The 12,627-nt window shown below is 66.0% G+C and carries 8 protein-coding genes; 5 read left to right on the top strand and 3 right to left on the bottom strand.

Features of this window, described 5'->3' with window-relative positions:
• The first annotated feature begins 13 nt into the window (after positions 1–13).
• Positions 14–487, top strand: coding sequence for a secondary thiamine-phosphate synthase enzyme YjbQ (locus N2602_RS37100; RefSeq protein WP_172786052.1), 474 nt, complete (start codon positions 14–16; stop codon positions 485–487).
• A gap of 65 nt (positions 488–552) precedes the next feature.
• Here the strand turns inward: N2602_RS37100 and N2602_RS37095 are convergent, their stop codons facing one another.
• Positions 553–2,178 (bottom strand): MFS transporter, encoded by a 1,626-nt coding sequence (locus N2602_RS37095; protein ID WP_172786051.1) that lies wholly within the window; start codon positions 2,176–2,178, stop codon positions 553–555.
• 333 nt (positions 2,179–2,511) lie between these two features.
• On the opposite strand from N2602_RS37095, the gene N2602_RS37090 reads away from it, so the two are divergent.
• On the top strand, positions 2,512–3,180 hold the full coding sequence (locus tag N2602_RS37090) for a response regulator transcription factor (RefSeq protein ID WP_260381185.1): 669 nt from the start codon (positions 2,512–2,514) through the stop codon (positions 3,178–3,180).
• Between the two features lie 4 nt (positions 3,181–3,184).
• Here N2602_RS37090 and N2602_RS37085 read toward each other — a convergent pair whose 3' ends face one another.
• Positions 3,185–6,016: a tetratricopeptide repeat protein gene (locus tag N2602_RS37085; protein WP_260381184.1), complete on the bottom strand. Its 2,832-nt coding sequence runs from the start codon at positions 6,014–6,016 to the stop codon at positions 3,185–3,187.
• Between the two features lie 194 nt (positions 6,017–6,210).
• Here N2602_RS37085 and N2602_RS37080 point away from each other — a divergent pair, with 194 nt between their 5' ends.
• From N2602_RS37080 to N2602_RS37070, 3 genes are all read left to right on the top strand, one after another.
• Entirely contained in the window at positions 6,211–6,630 is a 420-nt protein-coding gene (locus tag N2602_RS37080; protein WP_260381183.1) for an organic hydroperoxide resistance protein, read from the top strand.
• Positions 6,631–6,665: 35 nt separating this feature from the next.
• Positions 6,666–7,694 carry an alpha/beta fold hydrolase gene (locus N2602_RS37075; RefSeq protein WP_260381182.1) on the top strand — a complete coding sequence of 343 codons (1,029 nt, stop codon included), beginning with the start codon at positions 6,666–6,668 and terminating at the stop codon, positions 7,692–7,694.
• Positions 7,695–7,765: 71 nt separating this feature from the next.
• Positions 7,766–8,326 (top strand): cytochrome P460 family protein, encoded by a 561-nt coding sequence (locus N2602_RS37070; RefSeq protein ID WP_260381181.1) that lies wholly within the window; start codon positions 7,766–7,768, stop codon positions 8,324–8,326.
• A gap of 594 nt (positions 8,327–8,920) precedes the next feature.
• On the opposite strand, the gene N2602_RS37065 is transcribed toward N2602_RS37070, so the two are convergent.
• Positions 8,921–12,430, bottom strand: a complete 3,510-nt coding sequence (locus N2602_RS37065; RefSeq protein WP_212256173.1) for a PAS domain-containing hybrid sensor histidine kinase/response regulator — start codon at positions 12,428–12,430, stop codon at positions 8,921–8,923.
• Between the last annotated feature and the right edge of the window lie 197 nt (positions 12,431–12,627).

The following is a 12,627-nucleotide window of genomic DNA, read 5'->3' as shown; positions in this document are numbered from 1 at the left end:
ATCGAGACCCGCCATGACATCAGCCAGATCCGTCACACGCTCCGCACCGTCGTCGGTGCAGGCTACCACCGTCACATCGTCGCTGCTCACCGTGCAGACGCCCGGCCGCGGCTTCACCGATCTGACCAGCGAGGCCGCCAAATTCATCGCCGAGGCGCACGCAGGTGAGGGCGCGTTGACGCTGTTCATCCGCCACACCTCGGCCTCGCTGACGATCCAGGAGAACGCCGACCCTTCCGTGCTCGTCGATCTCACCACGGCCCTGTCACGGCTCGCACCGGAGAACGCCGGGTGGACCCATGACACCGAGGGACCCGACGACATGCCGGCCCACGTCAAGACCATGCTGACGCAGACGTCGCTCCAGGTCCCGGTCCTGGACGGCAGGCTCGCGCTCGGCACCTGGCAGGCGATCTACCTGATCGAGCATCGCAGCCGCCCGCATCGCCGTGAGATCGTGCTGCAATTCATTGGCAGCAACCGCTAACCAGACAAAGCAAAACCGGCCGCGGAGACCGCGGCCGGTTTCGTGTCGTCGATCTCTGCTTCGGATCAGGTCGCCTTGATGTCGACGTCCTTGGTCTCCGGCAGGAACAGGAAGCCGATCACCACGGTAATCGAGGCGAAGATGATCGGGTACCAGAGGCCGGCATAGATGTCGCCGGTCGAGGCCACGATGGCGAAGGCGGTGGCGGGCAGGAGGCCGCCGAACCAGCCGTTGCCGATGTGGTAGGGCAGCGACATCGAGGTGTAGCGGATGCGGGTCGGGAACAATTCGACCAGCATCGCGGCGATCGGGCCGTACACCATGGTGACGAACAGGACCAGGATGAACAGCAGGCCGATGATGGCCGCCACCTGCGGACGGAAGATGTCGAGCGGATGCGACATCTTCACGATGCCGGCGTCACCCGCCTTGGGATAGCCAGCCGCCTGCACCGCGGCGAGAACCGCCGGGTTGCTGTCCTTGGCGTTGGCGTAGGGCACGTCCTTGCCGTTGACCACGACCTTCACGCCCGAGCCGGCCGGACCCGGCGTCGTCGCATACTTGACCGACGATTGCGACAGGTAGGCGCGCGCGGTGTCGCAAGGCGCGGTGAAGACGCGGGTGCCGACCGGGTTGAACAGATCGCCGCAGCCGGCGGGATCGGCCACCACCTCGACCTTGACCGACTCGATCGCCTTTTCCAGCGCCGGGTTGGCGTTGGTGGTGATCATCTTGAAGATCGGGAAGAAGGTCAGCGCCGCGATCAGACAGCCGCCGAGGATGATCGGCTTGCGGCCGATCTTGTCGGACAGCATGCCGAACACGATGAAGAAGCCGGTGCCGAGCAGCAGCGACCAGGCGATCAGCAGGTTGGCGGTATAGCCGTCGACCTTCAGGATCGATTGCAGGAAGAACAGCGCGTAGAACTGGCCGGTGTACCAGACCACGCCCTGGCCCATCACGCCGCCGAGCAGGGCGAGCAGCACGAGCTTGCCGTTCTGCCAGTTGCCGAAGGCCTCCGTCAGCGGCGCCTTCGAGCCCTTCCCTTCCTCCTTCATCTTCTGGAAGATCGGCGATTCGTTCAGGCGAAGCCGGATCCAGACCGAGATGCCGAGCAGCAGCACCGACACCAGGAACGGAATGCGCCAGCCCCACGCTGCGAAGTCGGCCTCGCCGAGCGCGGTGCGGGTGAACAGGATCACCAGCAGCGACAGGAACAGGCCGAGCGTCGCCGTGGTCTGGATGAAGGAGGTGTAGAAGCCGCGCTTGCCGTTCGGCGCATGCTCCGCGACGTAGGTCGCCGCACCGCCATATTCGCCGCCGAGCGCCAGGCCCTGGGCGAGGCGCAGCGCGATCAGGATGATCGGAGCCGCGATGCCGATGGTGGCCGCGTTGGGCAACAGGCCGACGATGAAGGTCGACAGGCCCATGATCAGGATGGTGACGAGGAAGGTGTATTTGCGGCCGACGATGTCGCCGACGCGGCCGAACACGATGGCGCCGAACGGACGCACCAGAAAGCCCGCGGCAAACGCCAGCAGCGCGAAGATATCGCGGGTTGCCGGCGGATAGGCCGAGAAGAACTGCGCGCCGATGATCGAGGCGAGCGAACCGTAGAGATAGAAGTCGTACCACTCGAACACGGTACCGAGCGAGGAGGCGAGAATGACGAACCGTTCGTCCTTCGTCATCCCTCCCGCGCCTGCTTGAGACACAGCCATTGTCGACATGTTGAGTCGCTCCCCGAAATACGTTTCCTCGCGCCCCCAGAATGTCCGGACGTGCCGGATCAGCCCAGGTCTTGACCACAAGGTAACATCGGCGTGAAACCCGCCCCAATACGACTTTCGGCCTTGCGCACGGGCGCTGTGGTATCCGGGGCCGAGTGCGCAAGCGCCGAGACCAGGGATTAACCCCTTTGCAGCAAAGGGATAATGTGCACTTGCATGCCACCGCCGCTCGGGGAAGAATTGACCCGCCCGGGATCTGTTCGCCGACCCGGCGCGAACGACAGCAAGAGAACGATGAACGCTCCTTCTCACCTCGTCATCGCCGATGATCATCCCCTGTTCCGCGATGCGCTGCGGCAGGCGGTGGCGGGCGTCCTCCCCTCGGCCCGGATCGACGAGGCCGGATCCTTCGAGGACCTGACCAAGCTCCTGGAACAGAACTCCGAAGTCGACCTCGTCCTGCTCGACCTCTCCATGCCCGGGATCTCCGGCTTTTCCGGCCTGATCTATCTGCGCGCGCAATATCCGGCGATTCCGGTCGTCATCGTCTCGGCCTCCGACGACAGCGCCACGATCCGCCGCTCGCTCGATTTCGGCGCGTCCGGCTTCATCCCCAAGCGGTTCGGGGTCGAGACCCTGCGTGACGCCATCCTCAAGGTGATGGAAGGCGACATCTGGGTTCCCGCCGATACCGACCTCTCCGCCGCCGCCGACCCCGACATGACGCGCCTGCGCGACCGCCTGGTGACGCTGACGCCGCAGCAGGTTCGCGTCCTCATGATGCTGTCGGAAGGTCTCCTCAACAAGCAGATCGCCTACGAGCTCGGCGTCTCCGAGGCCACCATCAAGGCCCATGTCTCGGCGATCCTGCAAAAGCTCGGCGTCGAGAGTCGGACGCAAGCGGTGATTGCCGCCGCGAAGATCGCCGGCGGCCAATGGAAGCAGGGCACGCCGACGGGGTGAGCCGCTACAGCGTGGTCAGAAGCAGGTTGGCCGCTCTGATATCCGCCGTCTCGGAGCCCTCGGCAAAGCCCTCGAGCGCCGATTGGAGCCATCGCTTCGCCTCGTCGCGCTGCCCGCGTTCGGCAAACAGCCCGGCGAGATCGATCGCGGCGCGCAGCTCCCACGCTGTGGCGCCTTGGCGGCGACACAGATCCAGCGCTTGCATCAAGTGAACCTCTGGTTGCTCGGCTCTCGGCTCTGGCAGGTGCAACAGGACCTTGGCCTTCATCCGCAGCAATTCAGGCATGTAGAGATGATCGCCGCTCTGAGCGACGAGGCGGATCGCATCGTCGATCAGGCGCGCGCTCTGCTCGATCTGTCCAAGCGCCAGCAAGCCTTGAACCAGCGCGATGTTGAAGGTGGTGGTGAGCAATTCGTAGCCGGCTTCGTGGAGCTCGCATAGGCAAGCCTTGATCGTCTCGACGCCATGTGTGGCGTCTCCCCGCCGGATCGCCAGTTCGCCTTTCACGCCGCGGCCCACCACGAGATAGGGACCCATCGATCGAGATTCGGCATGCGCGATGAACTGGTCGATGCGCTGTTCCGCGCCGTCGAGATCACCGTCCCAGAGCGACATCGAGACCGCCCAGATCAGCGCGATGCAGAGCGTGATCGGATGCTCCATCTGCGCGGCTTCAGTCACCGTCTGTTGCGCCAGCTGCCGCGCGTCCGCGGGCCGGCCCTGCAACCAGAGTTCGCGCGCCAGCGTGATGCCGGCCCGGTTGCGATGGTCGAAGCCATGGATGGTGCTGATTCGTTCCGCGCCCGGCCCTTGCCATGCGACCTCCAGCATCCTCAGCGCGTCGCGGTGCTTGCCGGCCAGATGAAGCGAGACCCCGAGCAGCGAATGGGCGAGGACGATCGAGCCGGGATCGCCGAGCGGCTGCGCGACCGCAAGGCTCTGCTGCGCATAGCCAAGCGCGGCGTCGAACTGCCCCATCCGTTCGTGGAAGATATGCATGCGGCCGAGCAGCTGGAGCTGGTTCGGCGCGTCGCCGCGCGCCTCGGCGATCGCAAGGCTCCGGCTCAAGGCCACGCGCGCCGCCTCGCTGCCGCCGCGCGTGAACATCAGGGTCAGTCCGAGGGCGGCCTGGATGTGCATTTCAGCGGCGCTGCCACGCGCGGACGGGGTCATCGCACGCAGTGCCCGTTCCGACCAGCGCCGGCATTCGACCAAGAGCGACATCGCGAGGAAGATCGGTGCTGCCGCGGCGGCGAGCGCAATGCCGGCATTGGCGTCGCCGCCCGCGCCAAAACACCAGTCCAGCGCGGCACGCACGTTGTGGAGCGCGGAGAAGTGGATCGCCCGTTCGTCGGCGTTCGGTGTTGCCGCCCATGTGCTGCCGGCCTGCTCCAGCCATCGCCGGTAGTAGGTCGCGTGGCGGGCGGCGAGCGCGGCGTCGTTCGGCTCGATCTCGAGCAGATAGGCGCGGGTGGTATCGAGCAGACGGTAGCGCATCATGGCGCCGATCGGCCGCGGCGCGACCATCGATTTGGCGACGAGACTGTCGATGGCATCGAACAAGCGGGAGCGGTCGGCACGTTCATCCGGGACGACCTCGAGGGCCGCGTCGATGGTGAAGTGACCCACGAAGACCGCCAGCCTCCGCAGCACGAGGCGCTCGATGTCGGACAGCAGCCCATAGCTCCAGTCCAGCGTCGCCCGCAACGTCTTCTGCCGCGGCGGCGCGGTGCGCTGGCCCTGCCAGAGCAGATTGAGACGCTCGTCGAGCAGCGCGGCCGTCTGCTGCAGGCCGTAAGCTTCGACGCGGCCGGCGGCGAGCTCGATCGCCAGGGCCATGCCGTCGAGATTGCGGCAAATCCTCGCGATAGTCGCGGCGTTGGTATCGTCCAGCGTGATCTGCGCGCCGCCGGCCGTGGCACGTTCGAGGAAGAGCTGAAGTGCGGAATAGGTCTGCGCAGCCGCCGCGGTCAGCCCGGCACTGTCAGGCGGAACGGCGAGCGGCGCCAATCGATAGACCTGCTCGCCCTCGACGCGCAGGGCTTCGCGGCTGGTGGCGAGAATGTGGACATCCGGCGCAGCGTGGAAGATCGCCGAAGCCAGCGGTGCCGCCGCGGCGATGACATGCTCGCAATTGTCGAGGATGAGCAGCATCCGCTTGTCCCGGAGATGCGCGAGCAGCGCGGGCAGGGGATCGTCGGTCTCGGCCGGCAAGCCGAGCATCAGCAGGATCGAGGTGATCACGAGATCGGGATCGCTGAGCGCGGCAAGGTCGACGAAATGCGCGGCGTCGGAGAACGTCGCGAGCAGCTCGTGGGCGATCGCGACCGCGACGGCAGTCTTGCCGACGCCGCCCGGACCGACGATCGTGACGAAGCGGGAGGTGAGAAGCTTGTCGGAGATGGCGGCAACCGCCTGGTCGCGCCCGACCATCCGCTGCAGCCGGTTCGGCAGCTTGACCGGCGGCAATTCCATGGACGGGGGCGAGCGCCGCGCTGCCGGAAGCTCCGTCTGGGAGATCGGCGCCACGAAGCAATAGCCGCGCCCGGAAAGCGTGGCGATGTATCGCGCGCCGTCCTTGCCGTCGCCGAGCGCCTTGCGCAGAGCGGCGATGTGAAAGCGCAGATTGGCCTCTTCGACGGTGATGCCGGGCCACACCAGGGCCATCAGATCCCATTTGCTGACGACCTCGTTCGGCCGCGACATCAGCGCGATCAGCGCGTCGAAGGCCTTCGCGCCCAGCGGCACCGCGACGCCGTCGCGCGTCACGAGCCTTTCATGTGGCGCTACGGTGAATGGTCCGAACGAGAGCCTTGGCCCGGCCGGCGTGGTCATCGCGAAATCTTGCTCATTTGCGAATCGGATAGCCAGAGGGCAGCCATCCGGCAAGGCCTGCGTTGCATCGGCATCAGACCACGTTTGCAGGCCTCGCAACAGCTTCTGCGCCGGCCTCACAATTTCTCACAAGTCCAAACGGGTTTCCGGAGCACGTCGCTGCTAGTCAGGTGCGCGACGGCAAGGAGCTCTCCATGACAGAAACGGCAAAACTGCTCTACACGGCCCGGACGCACACCAACGGCGGCCGCCACGACGGCATGTCGCGCAGTTCCGACGGTCGCCTCGACGTCAAGCTGTCGCCGCCGGGCGGGGCCGGCATCGGCACCAATCCCGAGCAGTTGTTTGCGGCCGGCTGGTCGGCCTGCTTCGAAGGCGCGATGGAACTCGCCGCGCGCAAGCGGAAGGTGATGCTTCCCAGGAAAAGCGCGATCGATGCGGAGATCGATCTCGTGCTCGACGAGGGCGCCTACTCGCTGAGGGCGCGCCTCAATGTCAGCCTGCCGGGGCTCGACCCCGAGATCGCACGCGGCATCATCGATGAAGCGCATCAAACCTGCCCCTACTCCAAAGCCGTCCGCGGCAACATCGACGTCACGATCGCGCTGGTCTGACGCACCATCATCAACCACGACGAGGTCACACCATCATGAAGCAGATCATCGATCAGCACCGCCGCCAGTTTCTCGGCATTGCCACGGGAGCCGCCGCCGTCGGTCTCGGCATGGTCGCGTTCGCTCGTGCCGAGACGGAACCGCAGCGATCCCCTGCATCGGATCCGTCCTTCGGCGCGATCAAGCAGATCGATGCCGGCGTTCTCAACGTCGGCTATGCGGAGGTGGGGCCCTCGAACGGTCCGGTGGCGATCCTGCTGCACGGCTGGCCCTACGACATTCACGCCTTCATCGACGTCGCGCCGCTCCTGGCCAAGGCCGGCTATCGCGTGATCATCCCATACTTGCGTGGCTACGGCGCGACGCACTTCCTCTCCAGCGAAACGCCGCGCAACGGCGAGCCTGCGGCCATGGCCGTGGACATCATCGCGCTGATGGACAAGCTCGAGATCAAGAAGGCCGTGGTCGCCGGCTTCGACTGGGGTGCGCGCACCGCCGACATTATCGCCGCGCTGTGGCCGGACCGTTGCCGCGCGCTGGTATCGGTCAGCGGCTATCTGATCTCCAGCCAGGCTGCCGGCAGCGCGCCGTTGCCGCCGCAGGCGGAGCTGCAATGGTGGTACCAGTTCTACTTCGCGACCGAGCGCGGCCGCGCCGGATACGAGAAGTACACGCACGATTTCGCCAAGCTGATCTGGAAGCTGGCCTCGCCGCAGTGGAAGTTCGACGACGCCACCTTCAACAGGAGCGCGGCGGCGTTCGACAACGGGGATCATGTCGCGATCACCATCCACAATTACCGCTGGCGGCTCGGGCTTGCCCAGGGCGAGGCGAAATACGAGCACCTCGAAAAGAAGCTGGCCGCAGCTCCGCAGATCGAGGTGCCGACGATCACGATGGAGGGCGATGCCAACGGCGCGCCCCATCCCGACCCCAGCGCCTATGCCAGGAAGTTCTCGGGCCGATACGAGTTTCGCCTGATCACCGGCGGCGTCGGCCACAATCTGCCGCAAGAAGCGCCACAAGCCTTCGCCAAAGCCGTCATCGACGCCGACGGCGCCTGATCGTTCATGCAATGCCTCGGTCCAGCTTGGCTGGACCGGGGATGTGCCGTGATCCAACTAGAAGAAACCGCATGCCATCTATCGAAGCTGAAAAGAAAGAGCACTCCTACGTCACGGCGATCACGCTGGCCGTGCTCCTCCTGGTCATTCTCCTGACTTGCGTGCCGTATCTGGTCTCGATCGCTCTTGCCGAGGGGCCTTCGCAAAATACCGCGGAAGCCTCGCCGATCTTCGGCCTCACGATTCCGCCCGGATACAAGCAGTGGGAGCTGATCGCTCCGGCAGAGGAGGCCGCCCCGCTCGACGAACTTCGCGCTGTCGTGGGCAACCAGACCGCCATCGACGCCTATCAAGCCGGCAAGCTCCCATTCCCGGACGGCACCATCCTGGTCAAGCGCGCCTGGAAGCGCAAACAGTCGCCGGAGTTTGCGTCCGCGACCATTCCCGGGGCCGCCACAACGGTCCAGGTGATGGTCAAGGATTCCAAGAAATATGCCGCAACGGGCGGCTGGGGCTTTGGCCGCTTCATCGACGGCAAACCGGTCGACGAGGCCCAGCACCGCACGTGCTGGGGCTGTCACGAAGCCCGCGCGAGGAGCCGCGACTACGTCTTCACGCGGCTTGCGCCCTGAGCGCAGCTTGGCTGCGCAATCATTCCGCCCCCACCGTCTTGTGCCATCATCCACTCTCTTCCTTGCTCGGTTCGGGCTCGAAGCCCATGCAACTGTTCGGTTGAGGAAGACACCGGATCTGTCCCACGCTCCCGGACAGGCTCTCAAGGCCTTTGAGCACGGTCGGGCTCAGATCCAGCGACGGGCGGTTGGTCAGAACCGCCCGTTCGCGTTTTTTGGCATAATTTGCAGACACAAGAGCACGGCATAAGCCGTCCGACCATCGCGCAGGGAAGGCCGTGTGTTCGGCTTCACCTGTATGCTGCTGTGCGGTTCTTCCTGCGTGTGCATTTCGCGCAGCGGACCGCGGGTACCAGCCAGCACCCGGCCTTCCCTGCGCCCTTTCTCCAGGAGGGTGCGACGCAAAGCGCAAAACTCGGGCGAAACGCGCCGCGAGAAGGCGATGCCATGTCTGCGAGTCGAGATGCTGGTTTGAGGACGACAACGGTTGCTCCGCCATTGCGAGCGCAGCGAAGCAATCCAGACTGTCTCCGCGGAGGGATTCTGGATTGCTTCGCTGCGCTCGCAATGACGATGTGGAGGTACCGGTGCGCCTCACTCCGCCGCCACCATCTGCTGCGTGCGCCACTGCCCAAGGAGAGCACGCAGCGAAGCCGGCTTCACCGGCTTGTTGAGCACCGCGATCTTCTCGTCGCGCGCGGCGACCTGCACGGCCGGGCTGCGATCGGCGGTGATCAGGATCGCGGGGATGCCGTCGCCGAAGCGGCGGCGGATCTCGCGGATGGCGGCGATGCCGTTGCCGCGATCGAGGTGATAGTCGACCAGGAGGCCGGTGACGCGCCGTCCGGCGGTTTCGATGGCGGCGATCGCCCCTTCGGGATCGGCGACCGCGATCACCTCGGCGTCCCAGGCCTTGAGCAGTGTGCGCATGCCGTCGAGGATCGCCGCATCGTTCTCGATGCAGACGATCAGCGCGCCCGAGATCGGCGTGCGCGCCAGCGGCGTCGCGCTGGTCACGGCCGCGGTGTGGGTCACCGCCTTCGCCGTCGGCACCGTCACCGAGAATACCGAGCCGCCGCCGGCATTGGCCTCGATGGCGATGCCGTGATTGAGCACGCGTGCCAACCGTTCCACGATCGAGAGCCCGAGGCCCAGACCGCGCGCGATCCGCGCGCCCTGCTCCAGGCGATGGAATTCCTTGAAAATCTCGCCGCGCTTGACCGGGGGGATGCCGACGCCGGTGTCGTAGACGCAGATCTTGAGCGAGGCGCCGCGGCGGCGGCAGCCGACCAGCACGCGGCCGCGCGGGGTGTATTTGATCGCGTTCGAGATCAGGTTCTGCAGCAGCCGCCGCAGCAGCAGGCGGTCCGACTGCACCGGCAGCGAGCAGGGCACGAAGGCGAGTTCCAGGCCCTTGGCGCGCGCGATCGGCGCGAACTCGATTTCCAGCGAGCGCATCAGATCGGCCATCTTGAAGCTCGAGATCGAGGTCGTCATCGCGCCGGCATCGAGCCTGGAGATGTCGAGCAGCGCGCCGAGGATTTCCTCGATCGCCTGCAGCGATTCGTCGATGTTCTCGACCAGCCGCGTCTCTTCGCCATTGTGCTGTCGTTCGACGAGGCTCGTGACGTAGAGCCGCGCCGCGTTCAGCGGCTGCAGGATGTCGTGGCTGGCGGCGGCGAGGAAACGCGTCTTGGAGATGCTGGCGTCCTCCGCCGCGCTCTTGGCGAGAGCCAATTCGGAGTTCAGCCGCGTCAGCTCTTCGGTGCGGTCGCGCACGCGCTTTTCCAGCGTCGCATTGGCGCGCTCCAGCGCTTCCGCGGCTTCGAAGGTGGGCGTGACGTCGGTGAAGGTGATGACGAAGCCGCCGCCGGGCATGCGGTTGGTGAGCACTTCGATCACCATGTGCCGCTCCGGCAGGCGCTCGAGATAAGGCTCGCTGTCGGTGGTGTAGGCGGCAAGGCGCCGCTTCAGCAGGGCCTCGCGCTCGAGCGGATCGTTCGGATCGCCGAGGCCGATGAATTCCAGGATCTCGTGCAAGGGCGTGCCGAACTGGATCAGATGTAGTGGCACATTGAGGAGATCGCCGAACTGCCGGTTGGAGCAGATCAGTTGCAGATCGGCGTCGAACACCGCAATGCCCTGGCGCACATGGTTGAGCGCGGTCTGCAGGATCTCGCGGTTGAAATGCAGCGCCGCGTGGGAATCGTCGAGCAGCTTCAGTGCGGCCTTGGCGGAGACCGTTCGCTTGCGCAGCAGCAGCGACATCACGAGGCGGGAGGAGGCCGCGCCGATCGAGGAGGCAATCAGGTGCTCGGCGTGTTGCAGCAGCTCGAAATCGGCGGGCGCACCGGGCTCCAGCCGCACGTTGCGCCGGGCCGAGAAGGCCTCGAAGGATTGCCGCGCGCGGTCGGGCCCGAGATATTGCGCCACCGTGGTCTGGATGTCCTGCACGGTGACCGTGGTGCGCCAGCGCCGGAAGCTCGGCGAGATCGGTGCGAGCGTGTTGGGCACGAACAGATCGGCCTGCAGCAGCTCGATGGAGGACGGCCGGCGCGCCAGCGACAGCAGCACATAGGTCAGGATGTTGAGCGACAGCGACCAGATCACGCCGTGCATGAGGGGCGGCAGGTCGGCGCCGAACAGTGCCTGCGGCCGCAGCGCCTCGATCCCGAACGGGCCGTGCTGCAGCAGCAGGATGCCTGATGTCGAGGAATCCATGAAGCTCGGCATGAACAGCGTGTAGAGCCACACCGCAAAGCCGACCAGCATGCCGCCGATCGCCCCGCGCGCGGTCGCGCGCCGCCAGAGCAGCCCGCCGAAGAAGCTCGGGGCAAGCTGAGCAATGGCGGCAAAGGAGAGCAGGCCGATCGCCGCGAGCTGGGTGTTGCCGAGCGCGCGATAGTAGAAATAGGCCATCACCATGATGGCGAAGATCGCGAGCCGGCGCGAGCGCAGCAGGAAGTTGCTGAAATCGGCTCCGCCGGCGCGCCCCTCCGGCCGACGTTTCAGCACCAGGGGCACCACGAGGTCGTTCGAGACCATGATGGAGAGCGCAACGCATTCGACGATCACCATGGCGGTCGCCGCCGACAGTCCGCCGACGAAGACGGCGACGCTGAGCAGGTCCGCGTCGCCCTCGATCGGCAGGGCAAGCACGTACATGTCAGGGTCGGCCGCGCCGAACGGGAAGGTGACGAGGCCGGCGAGCGCGATCGGGATCACGAACAGGTTGATGGCAACGAGGTAGAGCGGGAACAGCCAGCGCGCGCGGCCGACCTCGGCATCGCTGGAATTCTCCACCACGCTGACGTGAAACTGGCGCGGCAGCAGCATGATCGCGCACAACGACAGCAACGTCATGGTCAGGAAGTTGCCGATCGACGGGGAATAGTTGATGGCGCGCACCGCTTCCGGCGTCCTCATCGCACGCTCGATCAGTTCATGCGGCGAGAACATCCAGAAGGTGACGAAAATGCCGGCGGCTAGAAAGGCGACCAGCTTGACGATGGATTCGGTCGCCACCGCCAGCATCAGGCCGTGCTGGTGCTCGGTGGCGTCGGTCTGCCGCGTGCCGAACAGCACCGCGAAGGCCGCCATCGCCAGCGTCACCATCAGCGCCATGTCGCCGAGGATCGGGATGTGCGAGAAAGCCTGGTCTTCGCTCAGGATCGTGCCCAGCGAGGAGGCCACCGCCTTGAGCTGGAGCGCGATATAGGGCACCGAGCCGATGATCGCGATTGCGGCGACGGTCGCCGCCACCGCCTGGCTCTTGCCGTAGCGGGCACCGATGAAGTCGGCGATCGAGGTGATGTTGTGGGCCTTGGCGAGCTGGATGACGCGGCGGAGCACGCCGGCTCCTAGCCCGATCATCAGGATCGGACCGACATAGATCGCGAGGAAGTCGGTCGAGGTGCGGGTGGCGAAGCCGACCGAGCCGAAGAAGGTCCAGGACGTGCAGTAGATCGCCAGCGACAGCGGATAGATCAGCCCGGAGGCGCGGCCGCGCCCCGCCGGCGAACGGCGGTCGCCATGGCTCGCCACCAGGAACAGGAAGCCGATATAGCCGAAGGCGGCGGCGATCACGCCCCAATCGTGCAGCATGGGTCGGGGGGCTTTCTCCCTGGGCGCTGGCGGCGCGCGAGCTCATTTTCCCCGTAAATCTAGCGCGTTGAGCGGACGCAAGCGACAGCGAAATGCCCGGCGCGCGCGGGAACTGCGGGCGTCGTTAAGCCGTAGGATGAGCTGCCCGCTCTTACCCTCCCCTGGAGGGGGAGGGCTATCGCATTTGAGAGCCCTTC

This window comes from Bradyrhizobium sp. NC92, from assembly GCF_025200865.1.
Classification (GTDB): domain Bacteria; phylum Pseudomonadota; class Alphaproteobacteria; order Rhizobiales; family Xanthobacteraceae; genus Bradyrhizobium.
The sequence above is the reverse complement of the archived record's forward strand: the minus strand, read 5'-3'. Positions and strand labels throughout refer to the sequence as shown.